General features: G+C 69.0%; 19 protein-coding genes. 3 read left to right on the top strand and 16 right to left on the bottom strand.

Annotation, left to right across the window (positions count from 1 at the left end; genetic code table 11):
- Positions 1–49 precede the first annotated feature (49 nt).
- The 3 genes from IEW34_RS20730 to IEW34_RS20720 are packed head-to-tail and all read right to left on the bottom strand — an operon-like array spanning position 50 to position 2,751.
- Entirely contained in the window at positions 50–1,075 is a 1,026-nt protein-coding gene (locus IEW34_RS20730; RefSeq protein ID WP_188611120.1) for an ABC transporter substrate-binding protein, read from the bottom strand.
- A 27-nt stretch (positions 1,076–1,102) separates the two neighbouring features.
- A complete protein-coding gene (locus IEW34_RS20725; protein WP_188611119.1) occupies positions 1,103–1,882 on the bottom strand; it encodes an ABC transporter permease in 780 nt (259 codons plus the stop codon).
- 2 nt (positions 1,883–1,884) lie between these two features.
- Complete coding sequence (locus IEW34_RS20720) at positions 1,885–2,751, bottom strand: ABC transporter ATP-binding protein (protein WP_188611171.1); 867 nt, start codon at positions 2,749–2,751, stop codon at positions 1,885–1,887.
- A gap of 288 nt (positions 2,752–3,039) precedes the next feature.
- On the opposite strand from IEW34_RS20720, the gene IEW34_RS20715 reads away from it, so the two are divergent.
- Positions 3,040–3,801, top strand: a complete 762-nt coding sequence (locus IEW34_RS20715; protein WP_188611118.1) for a GntR family transcriptional regulator — start codon at positions 3,040–3,042, stop codon at positions 3,799–3,801.
- A gap of 45 nt (positions 3,802–3,846) precedes the next feature.
- Here IEW34_RS20715 and IEW34_RS20710 read toward each other — a convergent pair whose 3' ends face one another.
- Positions 3,847–4,269, bottom strand: a complete 423-nt coding sequence (locus IEW34_RS20710; protein ID WP_188611117.1) for a nuclear transport factor 2 family protein — start codon at positions 4,267–4,269, stop codon at positions 3,847–3,849.
- 152 nt (positions 4,270–4,421) lie between these two features.
- Here IEW34_RS20710 and IEW34_RS20705 point away from each other — a divergent pair, with 152 nt between their 5' ends.
- Positions 4,422–5,723, top strand: a complete 1,302-nt coding sequence (locus IEW34_RS20705; RefSeq protein WP_188611116.1) for an amidohydrolase family protein — start codon at positions 4,422–4,424, stop codon at positions 5,721–5,723.
- A 321-nt stretch (positions 5,724–6,044) separates the two neighbouring features.
- Here IEW34_RS20705 and IEW34_RS20700 read toward each other — a convergent pair whose 3' ends face one another.
- On the bottom strand, positions 6,045–8,453 hold the full coding sequence (locus IEW34_RS20700; RefSeq protein ID WP_188611115.1) for a phosphoketolase family protein: 2,409 nt from the start codon (positions 8,451–8,453) through the stop codon (positions 6,045–6,047).
- A 380-nt stretch (positions 8,454–8,833) separates the two neighbouring features.
- Here IEW34_RS20700 and IEW34_RS20695 point away from each other — a divergent pair, with 380 nt between their 5' ends.
- Complete coding sequence (locus IEW34_RS20695) at positions 8,834–9,997, top strand: acetate/propionate family kinase (protein WP_188611114.1); 1,164 nt, start codon at positions 8,834–8,836, stop codon at positions 9,995–9,997.
- Here IEW34_RS20695 and IEW34_RS20690 read toward each other — a convergent pair.
- From IEW34_RS20690 to IEW34_RS20640, 11 genes are all read right to left on the bottom strand, one after another.
- Positions 9,962–11,287 (bottom strand): BatD family protein, encoded by a 1,326-nt coding sequence (locus IEW34_RS20690; protein ID WP_188611113.1) that lies wholly within the window; start codon positions 11,285–11,287, stop codon positions 9,962–9,964. The genes IEW34_RS20695 and IEW34_RS20690 overlap by 36 nt on opposite strands.
- Positions 11,284–11,937 carry a tetratricopeptide repeat protein gene (locus tag IEW34_RS20685; RefSeq protein ID WP_210324545.1) on the bottom strand — a complete coding sequence of 218 codons (654 nt, stop codon included), beginning with the start codon at positions 11,935–11,937 and terminating at the stop codon, positions 11,284–11,286. Before IEW34_RS20685 ends, IEW34_RS20690 begins: the two co-directional genes overlap by 4 nt.
- 8 nt (positions 11,938–11,945) lie before the next feature.
- Complete coding sequence (locus tag IEW34_RS20680) at positions 11,946–12,869, bottom strand: VWA domain-containing protein (protein ID WP_188611112.1); 924 nt, start codon at positions 12,867–12,869, stop codon at positions 11,946–11,948.
- Positions 12,866–13,864 (bottom strand): VWA domain-containing protein, encoded by a 999-nt coding sequence (locus IEW34_RS20675; RefSeq protein WP_188611111.1) that lies wholly within the window; start codon positions 13,862–13,864, stop codon positions 12,866–12,868. The genes IEW34_RS20680 and IEW34_RS20675 overlap by 4 nt, the downstream gene beginning before the upstream one ends.
- Positions 13,858–14,343, bottom strand: coding sequence for a DUF4381 domain-containing protein (locus tag IEW34_RS20670; RefSeq protein ID WP_188611110.1), 486 nt, complete (start codon positions 14,341–14,343; stop codon positions 13,858–13,860). Before IEW34_RS20670 ends, IEW34_RS20675 begins: the two co-directional genes overlap by 7 nt.
- Complete coding sequence (locus IEW34_RS20665; protein WP_188611109.1) at positions 14,340–15,290, bottom strand: DUF58 domain-containing protein; 951 nt, start codon at positions 15,288–15,290, stop codon at positions 14,340–14,342. Before IEW34_RS20665 ends, IEW34_RS20670 begins: the two co-directional genes overlap by 4 nt.
- Positions 15,291–15,305: 15 nt before the next feature.
- A complete protein-coding gene (locus IEW34_RS20660; RefSeq protein WP_188611108.1) occupies positions 15,306–16,292 on the bottom strand; it encodes an AAA family ATPase in 987 nt (328 codons plus the stop codon).
- Positions 16,293–16,423: 131 nt separating this feature from the next.
- Positions 16,424–18,085, bottom strand: a complete 1,662-nt coding sequence (locus IEW34_RS20655; RefSeq protein WP_188611107.1) for an arylsulfatase — start codon at positions 18,083–18,085, stop codon at positions 16,424–16,426.
- An 80-nt stretch (positions 18,086–18,165) separates the two neighbouring features.
- Positions 18,166–19,185 (bottom strand): HAD family hydrolase, encoded by a 1,020-nt coding sequence (locus tag IEW34_RS20650; RefSeq protein WP_188611106.1) that lies wholly within the window; start codon positions 19,183–19,185, stop codon positions 18,166–18,168.
- On the bottom strand, positions 19,164–19,685 hold the full coding sequence (locus IEW34_RS20645; protein ID WP_188611105.1) for a hypothetical protein: 522 nt from the start codon (positions 19,683–19,685) through the stop codon (positions 19,164–19,166). The genes IEW34_RS20650 and IEW34_RS20645 overlap by 22 nt, the downstream gene beginning before the upstream one ends.
- 486 nt (positions 19,686–20,171) lie before the next feature.
- Entirely contained in the window at positions 20,172–21,083 is a 912-nt protein-coding gene (locus tag IEW34_RS20640; protein WP_188611104.1) for a Hint domain-containing protein, read from the bottom strand.
- Positions 21,084–21,139 lie beyond the last annotated feature (56 nt).

The raw sequence follows: 21,139 nt of genomic DNA, 5'->3' as shown, positions 1-21,139 counted from the left end.
GCACGGGCTCGGCCGAAGGAGGGGGAAGAGACGTCATCCCGGCCGGGTCTCAGTTCGCCACGTAGACGAGGTCGCGCTCCGTGCGCGGCGGCAGGAACTGGCGCGAGAAGATCTCCTCCGGCTTCGGCGCGCGCGCCAGCTGATAGCCCTCGACGACGATGCCGATGGCGCGCGCCATGCGGTCGTCCTTGACGTCGCCGATGCCGATCTCCTTCATCTCGGGCGAGATGATGAGCTTGTCGAACGAATACTGCAAACGGCGCTTCTCGACAGGCTCGTTGACCAGATTATCGAAGTTGACGACCGCCGCCATGCCGGCGTTCTGATCCTTGGCGATGGCGATCGTCGCCTTGTTGATGGCGCGCACCAGGCCGGCCACAGCCTTGGGATTGGAAGCCAGCAGCTTGCGCGACACCATCACGCCGTTGGAGTAGAGATCAAGTCCGTAGTCGCCGAAGGTGAGCCACTTGAAGTCCTTGTCCGGATCCTGCCGGTTCAGCACCAGGTTGAAGTAACTGGTGATATTGAAGACCAGGGCGGCGTCGATGTCGCCCTTGATCAGCATCGGCTCTTGCAGGTTGGGCGCCATGTTGGAGAGCTTGATCTTCTCCATGTCGAGGCCGTTCGTGCGGGCGAACACCGTCAGCAGGCGGGTCGTGGGCGTGCCCTGGGCGCCGCCCAGAGTGCGGCCCTCCAGATCCTTGGGGCCGGCGATGCCGCTCGCGGTCTTGGAGACGACGGCGAAGGGCGGCCGGTTCCACATCATGTAGACCATGACGGGGGCCTCGTCCGGCTTGGCCGAGGCGTTCTGAATGATGGCGTTGACGTCGCCGAAGCCGGCATCGTAAGCGCCAGACATGATGCGCGTCACCGTGGCGCCCGATCCCTCGCCCTGGTCGATGACCACATCGAGGCCCTCATCCTTGAAGTAGCCCTTGTCCTTGGCGTAGAAAAACGCCGCATCGCTGCCCTGTGTCTTCCAGCCGAGCGTGAACTTGATCTTCACCTCGTCGGCTCGAGCGGCGGTCGCAAGCAGCCCGCCGGCGATGACTATTGCCGCCAATCGTTTCAACATCTTGCCCTCCTTGGTGACGCCTGCGCCTCACGCGGCGGCGGCGAGGTCGTTGCGGCGCGTCGCCCACCCGGTCACCCGCGCCTCGATGAGCGAGAAGGCGACGTAGAGGGCGACACCGAGCGCGGCGAGGATGAACAGGCCGGCGAACAGCAGCGGCACGTTGAAGTTCGACGAGGCGCTCATCATCACGTTGCCGATGCCGCGGTTGGAGGCGACCGTCTCGGCCAGCACCGTGCCGACGAAGGCGTAGGTGATGGCAACCTTCAGCGAGGCGAAGAAGAACGGCATGGTGCGCGGCAGGCCGACGTTCCACAGGATGTCGAACTTGCTGGCCCCCAGCGCCTTGAGAACGTCTTCCAGCTCCGGCTCGGTGGTGGCGAGGCCGGTGGCGATGTTGACCACGATCGGAAAGAAGCAGATGGCCAGCGCGGTGAGCACCGCCGGCACGGTGCCCGAGCCGAACCACAGCACGAAGATCGGCACGACCGCGACCTTGGGGATCGACGAGAAACCGATGAGCAGGGGATAGACGGTGTCATAGGCCGTCTTGGAGACGCCGATCAAGGCGCCGAGCAGGATGCCGAGCGCCACCCCCAGGATGAAGCCGATCATCGTGGTGACAAGGGTCTGCACGATATGCGGCCACAGCACCGGCAGGCGCTGGACCAGCGTGACGAAGACCTGCGAGGGCCGCGGCAGGATCAGGTCCGACATGCCGGAGACGACGCAGAAGACCTCCCAGCCGACGAAGAACAGCACGATCAGCCCCGCCGAGGCGAGCTTCTGGCGGATCTCGGGTCGCGGCATGGTCAGGCCTCCGACGGCGCGGGCGCGGCGCGGCGCGCGTCGGTGATGAGGTCGCGCAGGCGCTGGTTGAGGGCGACGAAATCCGGCTCGAAGGTCATAGCGATGGTGCGCGGGCGCGCGAAGGCGACGGCGCTGTCGTCGATGATGCGGCCGGGGCGGGCGCTCATGACGCAGATGCGGTTGGCGAGGAAGCCGGCCTCGCGCAGGTCGTGGGTGACCAGCAGGACGGTGGGGCGATGGACGAGCCACAGATCCTGCAAGATGCTCCACAGCTCCTCGCGCGTGAACTGATCGAGGGCGCCGAAGGGCTCGTCGAGCAGCAGCAGGCGCGGCTCGTGGATCAGCGCCCGGCACAGATTGGCCCGTTGCAGCATGCCGCCCGACAACTGCCAGGGGTAGCGCGTGGCAAAGCCCGTCAGGCCCACCTGCGCCAGCAGCGCATGCGCCTTGTCGCGGAACGAGGCTTTGCGCTGGCGCCGAAACTGCGACCGGTAGGGCTCGACGATCTTCAGCGGCAGCATGACGTTCTGCTCGATCGTCAGCCACGGCAGCATGGTCGGATTCTGGAAGGCCATGCCGATGCGCAGGGCCTTGGCCGCGACCTCGCGTCCGCCGACCACGACGACGCCGGCACTTGGCCGCACCAAGCCGGCCGCGAGCTTCAGGATCGTCGACTTGCCGCAGCCGGAGGGACCGACGAGGGCGACGAACTCCCCGTCGGGAATGCGCAGTTCCGTCGCCTGGAGGGCCGCCACCGCGCGCTCGCCCTGCCCGAAGGTCACGGCGGCGGCCGACAACTCCACGGCGATCGCCGCGGCGCGGGACCGCGCCGCCGTCTCCGCCTCGATTGCTGTGAGTGGCGCGTGCATCATGACAAAGTGCATGCAAGTGCGAGGCCAGGGTGAATGGGCTCTCACCGCAAGCTTCGTGGCACGGGGGAGGTCGTCCTCGGCCGGCTTAAACTTGTGCAGTCTGCCCGGAAAAGTGCATGCAATTGCCTATCGCCCGTCAGCGCGCCGTCTTGCCTCGAGGCCCAGCCGGGAGGTAAGTGACCCTGGCGATGGACTCATCCAGGCGCAAAAAAAGATTCTGAGCATGCCCGCCATTTGATGATCCCACCCGATGGCGAAATACCTCCAGCCACGCGAGACTCGGCCATGGCACGCGGCAAGGACAACGCGCTGGATGCCGGCGACAAGGTCGGAACCATCTGCCGGGCGCTGAGGCGTGCCATCATCGAGCAGGCGCTCGAGCCCGGCGCCAAGCTGCCCGAGGACACCCTGGGCGAACGCTTCGGCGTCAGCCGCACCATCGCCCGCCACGCCCTCGGGCAGTTGGCGGCGGAAGGGCTGATCGAGCTGCGGCGCAACCGGATCGCCGTAGTCGCCACGCCGAGCTGGCAGGAAGCGCGCGATGCCTTCGACGTGCGCATCGAGATGGAGCGGCTGGTGGTGCGTCAGCTGGCCGGGCGCCTGAGCCGCGCGCAACTCGCCGAGCTGGAAGCCCATGTCGATCTCGAGGACGCCGCGCGCGACGGGCCCGACGCGGTGTCGATCCGGCTGGCGACGGAGTTCCACGTGCTGCTGGCGCAGATGACCAACAGCCCCATCCTCATCCGCTACGTCAGCGAACTGGCTTACCGCTGCTGCCTGACGTTGTCGCTCTACAGCCGCCCGCACTCATCCGAATGCGCCATCAACGAGCACCGCCTGGTCATCGCCGCTCTGGCCGCCGGGGATACCGATCGGGTGATGGAGCTCATGGGCCACCATCTGGAATCGGTCGCCAGCCGGGCCCTGGTCGGACCGGGCAAGCCGCACGGCCTCGACCTGATGGGCGTCCTGGCCCCCTATGCAGCCGAGGCACGCGATGCCGTGCCGGCGCGGCGGGTGGGGCGTCCACGCCTGCGGACGGGCTGAACGGCCCGGCGCAAGGCGGCGGAACCGACCCGTCCTCGATCGGCTTCAGGCCGTGATGCCGCGCTGGAGCAGGATGCGCTCGGCGCTGTCGTTCCACACGTCCATCCGCACGATCCGGCCGTCGCGCACGACGAAGCGATCGATGTAGCGATTGCCCTCGAACGGTGTGCCATCCGGCCATTCGCCGAAGAGCGTGCCGACGCTGTAGACGACGGTCTCCCCCTCGGCGGGGCAGACGTCGAAGCGCTCCATGCGTTTCTTCACCCACTTGTAGCGGCCCTTGTTGAAGGCCGTGGGGCCGCGCGGACTGTCGAACACGCGCCCGCCGGTAAAGGTGATCGGCGCCCCGGGCTTCATGTAGGCCGCGGCGGCATCGGGATCGGGGATCATGGAGGCTTCGAGATAGGCGCGCACGATCTCCGCATCGGCGAGACCGGGCCGTGGCTGGGCAGGGGACGCGGCCGGCATGGCAACTCCTTCGACGCGGCGATGCTAATGCCGCCCCGGACTAAGTGCATGCAATTTATTTTGGCAAAATAGAGATTCATCTGCACACAATTCGACCCTGCGAGGCAGCGGCGAGACGGCTATAGCGGTCTGTAGAATGCACCGGAGCGCCCATGCAGACGGACCCTGGTTCCGCCTTCGATCTCATCGTGCGCCGGGCCGTCGTCCAGAGCGGCAGCGAGCCGATCGACATCGGTATCCGCGACGGACGGATCGCCGCCCTCGCGCCGCGCCTCGATGCGCTGGCGCCCGAGCGCGATGCGGGCGGCCGCCTGGTGATCGCCGGCTTCGTCGAGACGCACATCCATCTCGACAAGGCCTGCATCCTGGGTCGCTGCGGCCACGGGCACGCCGACCTCGCCGCCGCGATCAGGGCGGTGGCGGCGCTGAAGCCGTCGTTCACGGCCGACGATGTCTACGCGCGCGGGGCGCGGGTGCTCGACACGGCCATCGCCAAGGGCACCACGCGCATGCGCACCCACGTGGAGGTGGATCCCCGCGCCGGCTTACGCAGCTTCGAGGCAATCAAGGCGCTGCGGCGGGACTATCGCTGGGCGCTCGACCTCTCCATCTGCGCCTTTCCGCAAGAGGGGCTGACCAACGATCCCGGCACCGAGGACCTGCTCGCGGAGGCGCTCGCGGCCGGTGCCGATGCGCTGGGCGGCTGCCCTTACACCGACAGCGATCCGCATGGGCAGATCGGCCGCCTGTTCGAGTTGGCGGCCCGCTTCGACGTCGACCTGGACTTTCACCTCGACTTCGACCTCGATCCCACGTGGATGCACCTCGACGAGATCGTCCGCCAGACCCGGCGGCACGGCTATGGCCGGCGCGTCGCCGTCGGCCACGTCACCAAGCTGTCGGCGCTGCCGGCAGGCGAGCGCGACCGCATCGCCGACCAGCTGGCCGAGGCCGGCGTCGCGGTGACGGTGCTCCCGGCGACGGACGTCTATCTGATGGGCCGGGACGCGAGCCACAGCGCGCCGCGCGGGCTGACGCCGGCCCACCGCCTCGCCGCCCGCGGCGTCGTCTGCTCGATCGCCTCCAACAACATCCTCAACCCGTTCACGCCGTTCGGCGATGCCTCGCTCTTGCGCATGGCCAATTTCTACGCCCATGTGGCGCACGTCGATCCAAGCGAGATCGGAGCCTGCCTCGACCTCGTCACCACGGCGCCGGCGCGGCTCCTGCGCCTGACCGACTACGGCCTCGCGGTCGGCCATCCCGCCGATCTGGTGGTGCTCGACGCGGTGACGGCCACGGAGGCGGTGGGCGAGATCGCCCAGCCGCTGCTCGGCCTCAAGGCCGGCCGGCCGACGTTCGAGCATGCTCGCGCGCGACTGTTGCCGCCCGGCGCGCAGGCGCGCGTACGGGCAGGCACCCTCCGGCCAGGGACGCTGACGAACCTCAATTGAGCGCCAAGGGCCGTGCGCTGAACTTTGGACAGGCTGGTCCGTCGCGCCGCGCCGTCTTCCCAGGCGGATGGATGGCCGGGTCAAGCCCGGCCATGACGAGGTGGGACGCGACAACCCTCGAACCTCAACGTCATAGCCGGGCTTGACCCGGCTATCCATCTCCTTGGACATGCGGGCCTGGCCGGGCATCTGTCTCTCTCGTGCTTCTGCGCAGACCGCCTATAGCATTTCCGCGTTTCTTCGAATCGCCGAAATGCTCTATCTATTTGATTTGTCGCGTTTTCTTCACGCGAACCGGCGTCCACTTCGCTCGAAAACGCTCTAGGTCCAGCCGCCCCAGTTGCGGATCTCGGGCATATCCTCGCCGTGCTCGCATACGTAGGCGCGGTGCTCGATCAGCTTGTCGCGGAAGCGTTGCTTGACGTGGCCGGCGGCCGCGTTGGCCCCCGCGACCCGCTCGATGGCGGCGATGGCGAGATGAAAGCGGTCGAGCCGGTTGAGCACCACCATGTCGAAGGGCGTCGTCGTCGTCCCCTCCTCCTGGTAGCCGTGCACATGGAAGTTGCCGTGGTTGGTCCGCGAGTAGGTCAGCCGGTGAATGAGATGCGGATAGCCGTGGTAGGCGAAGATCACCGGCTTGTCGGTGGTGAAGATGCCGTCGAATTCCGCGTCGGTCAGCCCGTGCGGGTGATCATCCTTGGATTGCAGGGTCATGAGGTCGACGACGTTGACCACGCGCACGCGCAACGACGGCAGCTGCTGGCGCAGCAGGTCGGCCGCCGCCACCGTCTCCAGCGTCGGCACGTCGCCGGCGCAGGCGAGCACGACGTCGGGCTCGCGGCCGTCGTCATCGTTGCTGGCGAAGCCCCAGATGCCGAGGCCCGCCTCGCAGTGGCGCTTGGCTTCCTCCATGGAGAGCCACTGCGGCGACGGTTGCTTGCCGGCGACGATCACATTGATGCGGTCGTAGGTATTGAGGCAGTGCTCGGTGACCCACAGCAGCGTGTTGGCATCCGGCGGCAGGTAAACCCGCACGACGTCCGCCTTCTTGTTGACCACGTGGTCGACGAAGCCGGGGTCCTGGTGGGTGAAGCCGTTGTGGTCCTGGCGCCAGACGTGCGAGGTCAGGAGGTAGTTGAGCGAGGCGATCGGCGCCCGCCACGGCAGGCCGCGCGCGATCTTCAGCCACTTGGCGTGCTGGTTGAACATCGCATCGACGATGTGCACGAAGGCTTCGTAGCACGAGAACAGGCCATGCCGGCCGGTGAGCAGATAGCCTTCCAGCCAGCCCTGGCAGAGGTGCTCGGAGAGGATCTCCACCACGCGCCCGTCGCGGGCGAGGTGGACGTCATAGGGCTCGATCTCCTCCATCCACACCCGGTCCGTCACCTCGAATACCGCGTCGAGGCGGTTCGAGGCGGTCTCGTCGGGGCCGAACAGGCGGAAATTCCGGGCATCCGCATTGAGGCGCATGACATCGCGCAGATAAGTGCCCATGACGCGGGTGGCCTCGACGCTGCCGCCGCCCGGGCGCTCCAGCCCGACCGCGTAGCCATCGATCGGCGGCAGCGTGAGCCGGCGCCGCTTGAGGCCGCCATTGGCGTGCGGATTGGCGCTCATGCGCCGCGCGCCCTGCGGCGCCTGCCCCCGCAGTTCGGCCCGCAGGCGCCCATGGTCGTCGAACAGCGCCTCCGGCTCATAGCCGCGCATCCAGCTTTCCAACAGCGCCCGGTGCGCCGGGTTCTCCTTCGCCTTGTCGATCGGCACCTGGTGCGCCCGCCAGAAGCCCTCCACGCGCTTGCCGTCGACCTCCTTGGGGCCGGTCCAGCCTTTGGGGCTGCGCAGGATGATCATCGGCCAGCGCGGCATGGCGTTGCCCGTCGCGGCGCCGGCCCGCGCCTCCTGCTGGATGGCGTGGATGCGGTCGAGCGCCTGGTCGAGCGTGGCAGCCATCTGCCGGTGCATCGGGCCGGGCTCGGAGCCGGAGACGATCAGCGGCTCGTAACCGTAGCCCTTGAACAGGTGGATCAGGTCCTTGTCGCTCATGCGCCCGAACACGGTCGGGTTGGCGATCTTGTAGCCGTTGAGGTGCAGGATCGGCAGCACGGCGCCGTCGTGGACCGGGTTGAGGAAGGTGTTGGAGTGCCAGGACGCGGCGAGCGGTCCGGTCTCGGCCTCGCCGTCGCCGACCACGCACGCCACCACCAGGTCCGGGTTGTCGAAGGCGGCGCCGAAGGCATGGGCCAGCGAATAGCCGAGCTCGCCGCCCTCATGGATGGAGCCGGGCGTCTCCGGCGCCGCGTGGCTCGGAATGCCGCCGGGGAAGGAGAACTGGCGGAACAGCCGCTGGAGGCCGTCGACGTCTTCCGTGATGGTCGGATAGACCTCGGTGTAGGTGCCCTCCAGATAGGCGTTGGCCACCATGCCGGGCCCGCCGTGCCCCGGCCCGCAGATGTAGATCACATCGAGGTCGCGGGCACGGATCACCCGGTTGAGGTGGGCGTAGATGAAGTTGAGCCCCGGCGTCGTGCCCCAGTGGCCGAGCAGGCGTGGCTTGATATGCTCGGGCGCCAGCGGCTCGCGCAGCAGCGGGTTGGCCAGCAGATAGATCTGCCCGACGGAGAGATAGTTGGCCGCCCGCCAATAGGCATCCAGCAGCGCGAAGTCGCCGTCCACGGCGCCGGCCGCGCCGCTCTGATCGACAGGGTTCACGTTGGCGCGTTCACTCATTGATCGTTCTCCTTGCTGTCGTCTGCGAACCAGTGATGGGATGCGGCTTCCCAGCGGAACAAATCTGGCCTGGAAGCCACGACGAACCGATGAAGGGCGCCGGCCGACGGCACCGCATCGGCCGAAGGGCAATACAAACGGCACCTTCACGTGTTGACCTCGATCGGCGGCCGCGCGTCGGTCCATGCGATCTGCGCAGTGCCCGCACCATCGGACGCTGGGCGCCTCCCGTTCGGCCGATCGCAGCCGACGGGGAGCATAACGGGCCGGTTCGCATTGTCGAATTGGGGGCGGCCGCACATGTCCGCCTCCGTCAGGGCAAACGACGCAAACTGCCAAGTTGATTTGATCCCCGCCCCCGCGCGACCGGAGCATCCGACGTGAGCAACGCCATCCTGGTTCTGAACGCCGGCTCATCGAGCATGAAGTTCGCGCTGTACGACGCCGACACGCTCGAGCCGCTCACCCGTGGCAACGTGCGGGGCATCGGCGGCGAAACCGGCCTCGATGTCAGCGGACCGGACGGCGCGATCTTCGGCGCTCCCCGCTCGCTCTCGCACCACGCCGACCACCAGGCGGCGATCGCCTGGATCCTGAAGCGCATTCGGGAGGAACCCGGCCTGAGCCTGCGGGCGGCGGGGCACCGGGTGGTGCACGGCGGCCCTCGCTTCACCGCCCCCGTGCTCGTCGACGACGCCATCCTGGCGCAACTCGCGGCGCTCACCCCGCTGGCACCGGCGCACCAGCCCCACAACCTGGCGGCGCTGCGCGCCGTCGCGCAGGCCTGGCCCGGCCTGCCGCAAGTGGCCTGCTTCGACACCGCCTTCCACCGCACCCAGCCGCGCCTGGCGCAACTGCTGCCGCTGCCCCGGTCCTTCGCCGACGAAGGAGTGCTGCGCTACGGCTTTCACGGCCTCTCCTACCAGCACATCGCCGAGACGCTGCCCGATTTGATTGGGCGGCGGTGCGAGGGCCGCGTCATCGTTGCGCATCTGGGCCATGGCGCCAGCCTGTGCGCCATGCGCGAGCGCCGCAGTGTCGCCACGACCATGGGTTTTACGGCGCTCGACGGGCTGATGATGGGCACGCGCTCCGGCGCCATCGATCCGGGCCTCGTCCTGTACCTGATCCAGGAGCGCGGCATGGCCCCCGCAGCGGTCGCCGAACTGCTCAACAAGCAGTCCGGGCTGCTCGGCGTCTCCGGGCTGAGCGACGACGTGCGCGTGCTGACTGAAAGCGGCGATGCTTGCGCCGAGGAGGCACTCGAGCTGTTCGCCTACCGCGCGGTGCGCGAGGCCGGCTCGCTGATGGCGGCGCTGGGCGGCCTCGACGTGCTGGTCTTCACCGCGGGAATCGGCGAGCACGCGCCGGGCGTGCGCGCCGCCATCGCCTCGGCGCTCGCGTGGGCCGGCATCGACTTCGACGGCGAGCGCAACCGGCACAATGCCCAGCGCATCAGCCGCGACGGCTCCGCGGTGGACGTGCTGGTCATCCCTGCCAACGAGGAGCTACCGATCGCCCGCGCGGTTCAGAACCTGCTGTAGCGGCGCCCGCGCGCCGACAGCCGCGCCCGGATTGAGCGGCGGCAGAGCCGCCACCGCTTGTCGATCGGGAACCAACAGCGCCGTGCGTGCCGCCTGGGCCGCGTCGCCGAGCCGCTTGGCCTGCGGCGGCGACCACATGCCCCGCGGCGATCCGAACAAGGCCTGCTCCAGCGGCTCCGCCAGCGGCGCGAGGCGCGAGGCGGCCTCGGCCGGCAGACGCCTCCGCCACGTCGCGAGCGCGCCATAGAGCCCTGTCGCATCATCGCCCCGGCAGGCTGCCATGAGGTCGCGGAAGGCCTTGGCTTCGGACGCCTCCCAGCGTTGCCGGCGCCGCGCCCGCCACGCGTCAAGACGCGGCAGGGCCCAGACGAGCAGAGCTACGATTGTAGCAGCGCCAGCGACCACGGCGGCCATCAACTGCCACGCTCCGCCTCCAACCGATTGCCCGAGCCCGCTCCCCGACGGCGCGGCCGTCACGGCAACGGCTACGCCGGCCCCGCTCGCCTGGCGCAGCGTCCCTGCGCCGAGGTCCCACCATGGCTGCGCGACCTCCGGGAGGGCATACCGGCCCTCCTGCTCGAAGACGTAGGTGACCTTATCGGTGCGCCGCCCGGTGACGACGCCGCGGGCGACCTCGTCCCGGCTGACGGGGGTGTCGACGTAGACGCGCACGCCCGGCGGCGCGGCAAAGCCGAGGTCGCGCATGGCAAGGCCCGGCACGTCGGCCGCCGTGCGCGTGATGGTGCGGACGATCGCGTCGCCGGCCCTGAAGGCGGTCGTGGGACTGGGCGCCCAGCTCTCGTCGAGTTCGACGCGGTTCGAGGCGATCACCGGCTTGGACACATCGACGCCGGGCGGCACGGCGACCGCGACGGTGACGGCCTCGCCATGGACGGTGGACGTCTCGTTGCCGTCGCGGTCGAGCACCGTCACGGTCGCCGGCGGCACCGTGAAGGAGCCGCCGTGGCGTGCATAGACGGCGAATTCGAAACGCTGCCCGATGTAGGCGGTGCCCGCGATCGTGTCGTTGATCGTCGTCGCCTGCGACTCGAAGCGGATGATCTGGGCGCCGGGCAGCTCCGGCACGGTCACCCGCGGCGGCCTCGGCATCTCGCCGCGAAACAGCACGTCGACATAGAGCGCGATACGCTGCCCGACCACGGCGCCCTGGGCCGGTGCGACCGACGTGCGCACCAGGATGGGCGGCTGTGGCGACGCGCCGGTGGCGGGCTGGGCCTGGACGGGCGCCGCCAGCCACAGCGTCAGCAGGCAGAGCCACAGCATTCTCACGGCCCGACCCCCGCCGGCGGCGCCACCTGCAGCTGATACGCGAAGCGAGCCCGCAGGAAATCGGCCGGCCGCGTCTGCACCCGCTTGAGCCACAGCGCCCGCACGGCGGCGTCGCTCATGGCCTCGCCGGCGGTCTCGGTATCCTGGCCGCCTTCGTCTTTCTTGTCCTTGTCATAGACGATCTGATCGGCGCCCTCGCGCTGATCGCCGGCATCGGCCCCCGGCGCCTTGAGCCGCTCGGCCCGCGCCTGGGCAAGGGCCCGGTTGGCGGCGGCATCCGCCCATCCCGGGCGCAGCGCCAGGGCGCGGTCGTAGCGGGCCACCGCCTCGTCGTATTTCCCCAGCATCACCAGGGCGTTGCCCTGGTCGTAGGCGGCCAGCCCGGTATCGATGCCGCCCAGCACCTGCGCCGCCTGCTTGAAGTCCCCGGCTCGCATCAACGCCACGCCGCGCCACATTGGGTCCTGAAAGGCCGCCGCTGCCTCGTCGTAGCGTTGCCGCTCGAACAGCCACCGGCCGCGCTGGTCGGGGCCGGCCCAGAGGTCCTTCAGGCCCAGGCGCCAGGCGCCCAGCGCCAGCGCCGCGACGGTCAGCCCCGCCACTACCATCAGCGGATGTCTGGACGCCAGCGATCTCACGGATGCGATCATGGCGCGGCTCACCCCAATACCCAGCCGCGCCGGAACCAGCCGAGCGCGATCAGCGCGATGATGGGAGTCAGCCAGTAGCCGGCCTCCTGCCAGCGCGCGGCCTCGCCCGGGGCCGGCGCCTGCGGGGCCGCAGCGAGGCGCCGCACCATCCTCGCCACGTCGGCCTCGTCCGGAGTGGTCTCGACGATGGGAGCGGAGAGCGCCCGCGCCGCGGCGGCCAGTGCCGTGTCCCTGTCGGCGTTCGCCGGCGGCACCACGGCGAAGATCACGGTGGGCACGCCCGCGGCGGCGCCGGCCAGCTCAGCGACCTGGTCCGGCGCCACCGTGTCGGTCACGATGAGGACGGCGCCGCCCTGCTGGCCCCGGCGCAGCACGTCGCTGGCCAGGGCGACCGCCTTGGCGAGCGCGTCGCCGCTCACCGGCATGATCTGCGGCGACAGCGCCCCGGCCATGGTGGCCACGACGTCCTTGTCGGGCGTGGGCGGCAGCACCAGGTGGGCCGAGCCGCCGTAGGCCACGAGCCCGGTCGCAGCGCCCGGGCGCGCTGCCATGAGATCGGCAAGCTTCTGGCGGGCGCGGTCGAGCCGAGTCGGCGAAAGATCCGGCGTCAACATCGAGGATGCCACCTTGAGCACGACCATGGCCGGCGGCGATGGCGCCGCGAACGGCTGCGGCAGCTCGCGCCACGTCGGCCCTGCGATGGCGACGATGCCCAGGATCCAGCCGGCCAGCAGCACGTCGGCCCGGGCGAAGGCGGAGCGGCGCTCGCCGCCGCTGCGCAGCACCGCCAGGAGGTCGGCATCCATCACCTTGGCCCAGGCCGCCGTGCTGTCGCTCGCCCGTCGCTCGATCCACCACAGCACGAGCGCCGGCACCAGCAGCAGGAGCCACCACGGCCGCAGCAGATGCAGATGGGCCAGCAGGTCGTTCATGCCGTCACCGGCCCCACCCGGCGGCGGCGCCAGCGGCGCGCGTGCGCCAGCACCTGGGCCAGCATCGACAGCCCGGTCAGCGCCGCCAGCGGCCACCAGTAGAGCTCGGTGCGCGGCGAGAACGACACCGTGTCGATCTTGCGCGGCTCCGCCGCATCCAGCCGGTTATAGATCTCGGCGAGTTGCGCTCGGTCGAGGGCACGGTAGAAGCCGCCGCCCGTCACCGCGGCAACATCGCGCAGCGCCGATTCGTCGAGCTTGTCCTCGCCCACGGCGGCCGGATCGCCGATGGCGACCGTGTGGACAACGATGCCGTTGTCCTTGGCGACCCGCGCCGCTTCGGCCGGCGGCACGGCACTGGCGGTGTCGTTGCCATCGGTCAGCGCGATCATGGTCTTGGCCGGCACCGTCGAGGCCGCGAACAGGTTGACGCCGAGGCCGATGGCGTCGCCCAGCGCCGTGCGCGGACCGGCGATGCCGACCTGCATCTCCCCGAGCAGGCGGCGGGCGAGGTCGAGATCGGCCGTGAACGGCGCCAACAGGAAGGGCGCATCGCCGAAGACCACGACGCCGATGCGGTCGCCCTGCCGGCGGGACAGGAAGTCGTCGAGCACCTGCTTGACCGCAGTGAGCCTGTCGGTCCGTGCGCCCGTCGGATCGGTGAAATCCCGGGTGTCCATGGAGCCGGACAGGTCGACCAGCAGCAGCAGGTCGCGGGCCGGCTGGTCGTGGTGAACCGGCGGCTCGATGCGCTGCGGCCGCATCAGCGCCAGCAGCGCCAGGGCCCAGCACATGACGAGGACGCCCGTGCGCCAGATGCCGCGGCGGCGCACGACGGCGCCCGCCTGCGGCGACGCGCCCGAAAGCCTGGCGATCGTGGCCAGGAACGGCACCCGGACGGCGGCGCGGTGCAGCGCGTAGGGCGGCATAAGATAATAGACCAGGAGCGGCAGCGGCAGCAGCAGGGCGATGAGCGGATAGGCGAAGGTCAGCATCCCTCGCCCCCCTCGGCAGGCCGGTGACGCGCCAGCCACTGTCGGGCCGCCCGGGCCAGCGCAGTGCCGTCGGCTGGCGCCCCGGCGCCCAGGGCCGCGGCTGTCAGTTGCCGCCCCGCGCCACGGCTGAAGGCGTCGGTGCCGCCGGTGCGATCGAGGAAGCCGAGCCACGCCGAGCCGGTGAGCGACGCGACCGCCTGGCGCGGGTAGGCCACCAGCGCGGCGCGCTTCAGCACGGCGGAGAGGCGCTGCGCCGCCGCCGGCGTGGTGACGGGGCCGATGGCATCGAGCTCCGCCAGCGCCTGGCGCCGGTAGGCGTCGCGGCGGTAGCGCGCGAGGGCGGCGGCAAGGCCGATGAGCAGCACGGCCGTGAGGGCCGCGGCGAGGATCCACCAGCCCGGCGCCGGCGGCCAATAGGCGACCGGCGCCGGCACGGCGATGTCGCGCAGCAGGGAGAGATCGGCGGGATCGCCGCTCATGACCGGGCCTCGGCGGCGTGAACGCGGCGCGCCGCGATGCGGCGGCCGAGGAGCTCGCGCATCTGGTCGAGCACCGGCCGGTCCGTCGAGACCGGCAGCACCGGGATGGCGCGGTCGCGCGAGAAGCGCTCGACGGCGGCGCGGCGATCGCGAAAGTCGGCGGCGAAGGCCGACCGCAGCCGCGCGGCGGAGGTGTCCACCTCGACCTGCCGCTCGCCCTCGGCCATCGCCGTCTCGCCGATCGTCGGCAGCTCCGTCTCCAGCGGATCGAACACGAAGACGGTGAGCACGTCGTTGTGCGCGGTGAGCCGGGTCACCAGTTGCACCGTTTCGCCGTCGGCGCCGAAGGTGTCGGTGACCAGGCAGACCAGCCAGTCGTGGTTGGCGAGCCGCACGGCCCGGTGCAGCGCCTCATTCAGCAGCGCGGGATCGGCCGGGCGCGGATCGGCGGCGGCGAGCTTGCCGTTGTGCCGCACCACCGTGTCGAGCACCCGCGTCACCGCGCCCGCGCGTGCCCGGGGACGGATTTCGTCGACGCCGTTCTCGGAGAAGACGATGGCGCCCACGCGGTCGCCGAGCGAGGTGACGCGCCAGGCCGACAGGGCGGCGGCCTCGGCCGCCGCCACCGATTTGGTAGTGAGCCGGCTGCCGAAGAACATGGAGAGCCGCTGGTCGACCAGCAGCAGCACCGGGCGGTCACGCTCCTCGGTGAAGACCCGGAGATAGGCCGACCCCAGGCGCGCCGTCGCCGGCCAGTCGATGGCGCGGGTGTCGTCGCCCTCGACATAGTGGCGCAACTCCTCGAACTCGAGGCCGCGGCCGCGCAGGCGCGAGGCGTGGCGGCCGTTGAGCAGGCTATGCACCGGCTGGCGCGGCAGGAAGCTGAAGCCCTTGGCGCGGTGGCGCAGGCGGGTCAGCTCATCCAGCGTGACATAGGCGCGTGCCACCGCTCCTCCTCGTCGTTACACGGCCACGGCCACTTGCCTGACGACCTCGTCGATGACGTCGTCGACCGCGACGCCGTCGGCGCTGGCCTCGTAGCTGAGCGAGACCCGGTGGCGGAGGCAATCGTGGATGACCGCCTGCACGTCCTCGGGCACCACGTAAGCCCGCTGCTGGAGCCAGGCATAGACGCGCGCGCAGCGGTCGAGCGCGAGCGTGCCGCGCGGGCTGGCGCCAATGGCGATCCATTTGCCGAGCTTGTCGCCGAAGTCGGCCGGCCGGCGCGTCGCCGCGATCAGCGCCACGGTATAGCCCTCGACCGCGGCCGCGCTGGTGACGGCGTCGATCTCTCGCCGCGCATCGAAGATAACCTGCTGGGGAACCTTGGCCGGCTCCGCCGCGGGCCCGGCCGCCGCCTCGGCCTCCGCCTTCTCGGCGCGCACCAGCTGCATCACCTTGATCTCGTCGGCATCGCTCGGATAGCCGATGCGCACGTGCATGAGGAAGCGGTCCATCTGCGCCTCGGGCAGCGGATAGGTGCCCTCCTGCTCGATGGGGTTCTGCGTCGCCAGCACCATGAACAGCTGGGGCAGCCCATAGCGCTTGCCCGCCACGGTGACCTGCCGCTCCTCCATGGCCTCCAGCAGGGCGGATTGAACCTTGGCCGGCGCCCGGTTGATCTCGTCGGCAAGAATAAGGTTGCCGAAGATCGGGCCCTTGCGGAACTCGAAGCTGCCGGCGCCTTGCGCATCGGTCCGGTAGATCTCGCCGCCGGTGACGTCCGACGGCAAGAGGTCGGGCGTGAACTGGATGCGGCTGAACTCCGATTCCAGCGCCTTCGAGAGGCTCTTGATCGCCCGTGTTTTGGCGAGGCCGGGCAAGCCCTCGAGCAGCACGTTGCCATCGGCGAGGAGCGCGATGATCAGCCGCTCGACGACACGCTCCTGGCCGATGATGGAGGCGTTGACGCGGGCCTCGATGGCAGCGATCTGATCGATTGACGACATGGGCCAGGCGTTTCCTTCGTTGGCGCACAATGGCTGAGCGCCGCTCGCCGAAGCTGAATGTCGCGCGCTCCAGTTTCAGGGGAAAGGGGCGGCGTTGCTGCCGTCCCCTCCCTCGCTCCGTCTGTCCAGGCTCAACGAGGGGCCAGGCCCTCCAGGTCCTTGAGGCGCTTGAGCGCCGCCTGCTGCCGCAAGAGGCTGTAGTTGATGCCGCTGGCGTTGAGCGTGCTGCCCTCCTGGTAGGGAAATTTGTCGAAGTCGGCGAAGAACTCCTTGATCTTCCCTTGAATGGGCACCAACAGCCACATGTTGCGCGCCAGGAACTCGATCGCACCGCCGCCCTCCTTCATCCCCCGCTCATAGGGATCCATCCTGAGGTTTTCGATGAGCGCCCAGCTTGGCGTCTCACGCAGCGCGGTAGCGATGTTGCCTTCGCTCGCAACCGCGAAGCTCAACTTCCAATCGTTCCAGCGGATGGCGTTCAGATTGCCGCCCTGGTCGAAGTAATACATGGCGTCGCGTGGCGGCGTCTTGGCTTCGCCCTTCAGCAGTTGCGTCAGGTCGTAGCCGTCGAGATGCACCTTGAAGGTCTTCGTACCGGACTGGAAGCCCGTCTTCATCTTCTCCTTCAGGTCGGGAATGCCCGCCGCCGTGGCGAAGGTCGGCATCCAGTCCATGAGCGTGACAATGTCGTTGATCTGGCTTCCCGGCTTCACCACGCCGGGCCACCGCACCATCATGGGAATGCGCATGCCACCCTCCCAGGTGGTGCCCTTCTCGCCGTGGAACGGCGTCATGCCGCCGTCCGGCCACAGCGCGAGTTCGGCGCCGTTGTCGGTGGTGTAGAGGACGATGGTGTCGTCGGCGATGCCGAGGTCGTCGAGTTGCTTCAGGAGCTGGCCGACGTGGCCGTCGTGCTCGACCATGCCGTCCGCATAGATACCCTTGCCGCTCTTGCCGTCGCTCTCGGGCTTGAGGTGGGTGAAGACGTGCATGCGAGTGGCGTTGAACCAGACGAAGAACGGCTTGTCGGCCTTGTGCTGGCGGTCGATGAAGTCCTTGGCGGCGCCCAGGAACTCCTCGTCGACGGTCTCCATGCGCTTCTTGTTGAGCGGCCCGGTGTCCTCGATGCGTCCGTCGGCATGGGAATGGATCACCCCGCGAGGACCGTATTTTTTCCGGAACTCGGGATCCTTCGGGTAGAAGTAGCCCTCGGGCTCCTCCTCGGCATTGAGGTGATAGAGGTTACCGAAGAACTCGTCGAAGCCGTGCTTGGTCGGCAGGTGCTGGTCCTGGTCGCCCAGGTGGTTCTTGCCGAACTGGCCGGTGCTGTAGCCCTTCGTCTTCATCACGTCGGCGATCGTCGGCATCCATTCCGCGATGCCATGGGGATCGCCCGGCATGCCGATGGTGAGCAGGCCGGTACGGAACGGCTCCTGGCCCAAAATGAACGACGCGCGTCCGGCGGTGCAGCTCTGCTGGCCGTAGGAATCGGTGAAGATGGCCCCTTCCGATGCGATCCGATCGATGTTCGGCGTGCGGTAGCCCATCAGACCCATGGTGTAGGCGCTGATCTGCGAGACGCCGATGTCGTCGCCGAAGATCACGAGGACGTTGGGCGGACGGCCGCCGGCCCCCGCCGAGGCGCCGGGTTGCCCCGCCCGAGGCTGCGGCTGCGTCGTCTGGGCCACCGCGGGCCCGCCCGCCACCGCGGCGGCGGCGAGAGCCGTGCCGCTGAGCAGGAGGTTGCGCCTGTCGACGGTGTTGGCCGGAGGGATCTTCTTGTCCGCACTCATGAACGTCACTCCTCTCGCGTCTTTCACAGAATTTCGATCGGCGGTCCGATGCGGCATTGGTTGCCAGCCTCGGCGGCGGTTTACTTCTGGAAGGGGAAGACGACCTTCCAGTCGGTCTTCATGTCGACCACGAGCCAGCCACGCTCGGGCGCCTGGTCGAGCGCCTTGGCCAGGCGGCCCACATGGGAGTTGCGGTCATAGGCCCACTCGCGCTCCGCGTCGGTGTGGTGGACGATGAGCCCCAAGCGGGGGCCCGTGTTCAGCGTCGTCCATTGCAGCATCTCCAGGTCGCCGTCGGAATTGCCGGCGGCGAACACCGGCCGGCGGCCGATGAAGCGGTTGATGCCCACGGGCTTGCCGGCACCGTCGTCGACGAATTCGATCTCCGGCAGCTTGAGGATCTCGGGCTTGTCGCCGTCGAGCTTGAACTCGGTCTTGCCGCTGGAGCCGACGATCTGCTCGGGTGGGATGCCGTAGGCCTTGGGCGCCCACGGCCGCATGAACTCGACGCCGCCACCGGAGACGATGAAGGTCTTGAAGCCGTTGGCCCTGAGATAGGCCAGGAGTTCCTGCATCGGCTGGTAGACGAGATCGGTGTAGGGCCGGTCGAAGCGCGGATGCCGGGCCGTCTTCAGCCAGTCCTGAACGATCTTCTCGAAGTCGGCGACGGTGAGCCCTGTGTGGGTGAGCGCCACGATCTGCAGGAAGCCCTTCTCGCCCAGCGCCGCCAAGACCGTGTTGTTCTCTGAAAGGGCCGACTTGTAGGGCTCGGTCGCCGCCAGCGCCGGCGTGGCCCGGGCCATGGCCTTCAACCGGTCGAGCGCGAAGAGGATCTGGAAATACATGGGCTGCTCGGCCCATAGCGTGCCGTCGTTGTCGAAGGTGGCGATCCGCTCCTCCACCGGCACGAAATCCGCCGATCCCTGCGTCGTCACGCGCCGGACGAAGTCCATGATGGAGGTTTTCGCCTTGCCCTCATTCCAGGACGGCAGGGGGTCGGTCTGGGCCAAGGTCGGGCGCGGGAGCGCGCCGAACAGCAACAGGACGACGAGGCCAAGGCGCAGCAAGATCAGTCGGCTCAAAGCCGCGGCAGCCAGCATGAACGCTCCTCCGTCCGCCGCTCGAACGGCGGCACGTCCACACATGTAGCGCCCTGGCAGGGATAGTCACCCCGGCTCATGGACAGGGTGGCTCCCGCCTGACGCGTCGGAAACCGATGAGGCTCGTCGACGTATCGACCGGTCGCGCAGGCCCGTGCCGCGGCCTGCAGCTCCACCATGCGCCGATCGCGCATGTCCACGGCCCGCCGCGGCAGGCTGGCCACCGACGAGTGGCCTCTGAGCATGCACGGGACGGCGCCGGGCAAGCCCTCGACGCGGGGCTTGCGCCCGGTGGGAGCGACGGAGCCTGTAATCTGGCGAAAGTGGGCGTTGCTCGGCGACGCGCGATCGATGGTGAGGCCGTCGACGCGCACGCCGTGCGCCAGCGCCTCGTCCGGGTCGAAGCGGTCAAAGCCCACCGTGAACTCGCCCGCGGGGACCGGACCCGTGTCCTTGCTGGCGCCGCCCGTGCCTTCTCGCGCTTCGGCCTCGATTCGCATCGCTGAAGCTCGGCCTCTTACTGGTTTACGGGCCCCACGTTAGATTCGCGCGGCGACATGCCGGCGACAATGCACGCCGGCCTCAGCGGGAGCTATGCAGATTGTGCCAAGTCGCCGTCGGCCCGCCTCCGGTCATTTAGCCGGCGCCGCACACATGACCGAGCGCCGCGACTACGGAGCACGGAACTCTTAGGCGCAGAAGTAACGCGGAAGAGCACCAGGGCCATAAGCACTCTTAAATGCCTGCGGCGTCGCCTCATAGGCGATGACGCCCGATGTTAGCCGAGGTGCCCGGACGCGAGGTCGAGAGGATGGGAAAAAAACCCGTCGTCGCGAGCCGAAGGGCATGCCTGGAGGCCACATCCAGGTCTCGACCGGGAGCCGTTCCCGATCAAATGACATCATCTGATCGGATAGCCGTGCTCCAAGTCTTTTCACCTGGCGCGCTTCTCTCCGATCGGGCGGTTTTACCCCGTCGGACGCGCTCTAGGCCGCTGCCTCGCTCACGAAGCCCAGCGCCGCGGCCCGTGCGGCGAGCCGCTCGCGTACCGCCCTCGGCAGTTGCCGGGCCGACTTCGCTCGTGGCAGCGCCAACTCGGGAATGCGCGCGTCGCCGTCACCGTACAACGCCGCATATTCCCTGTAGTTGTCGAAGCGGCGGCGCCTCACGTTATCGACGAAGGTCTCCGCCTCTGCCCCCTCGGCCAGGATGAGCGCATGGTCCTCCAGCTCGATATGATAGAGCGTGAAGAGCGCGGGCGGCTTATCGAGACGCCGGATGGTGAGCCCGTTCACCAGAGCGGCCGCCTGAACCAGCACGCCATCGACCAACAGCGCATGATCGGGCGAGACGTACAGGTCGCGCGTGGGTATCTGCGGTGCAAGGGCACCGGCTGTCACGCAAACCGGGGACGAGCGGAGCGGATCCGCGAAGAGCGACGCGACGGTCTGGCGCCCGATCCACCTGATCGGCTTCGGCATGCCGGAGGCCGACAGGACCATATCCCCGGCGCGGAGATCCTCGATGGGCCGCTCGCCGTCCGGACAGGCGATCATGGTGCCCGCCATGAAGCAGATCGGGACGTCATCGGCCTGGATGTTGAAGTTCTGGTTGAGCGGCACTTCCGTGTTCGCGAACAGGTAAAAGAGCCCGTCTGGCCCCTGCGCGACATAGCCGGGTATTCCGGGCTCGTGGCCGAGATAGGTGTATTCGCCGTCGAGGGCCGACTGCGTCGCGAAGGTGACGGTCACCGGCTCCCCGGGCGCAAAGACACCGTCGTCAGAGCCCGCCTCTTCGGCGCCACCGGCCTCCGCGTCCGGAACCTGTCCGTTGACGGTATACTGACCGGTGCCCCCCGGAGTAAGGGTGTAGAGATAAGTGCTGCTAAAAGTGGCCATAACTCCCCCTCGTTTCGCGATGGCAGCGTCTGACGCTCGCCTCGCCCTCGGCTCCG

The organism is Chelatococcus reniformis (genome assembly GCF_014640075.1).
Lineage (GTDB): Bacteria > Pseudomonadota > Alphaproteobacteria > Rhizobiales > Beijerinckiaceae > Camelimonas > Camelimonas reniformis.
This window is presented reverse-complemented; position numbering and strand designations above follow the sequence as displayed.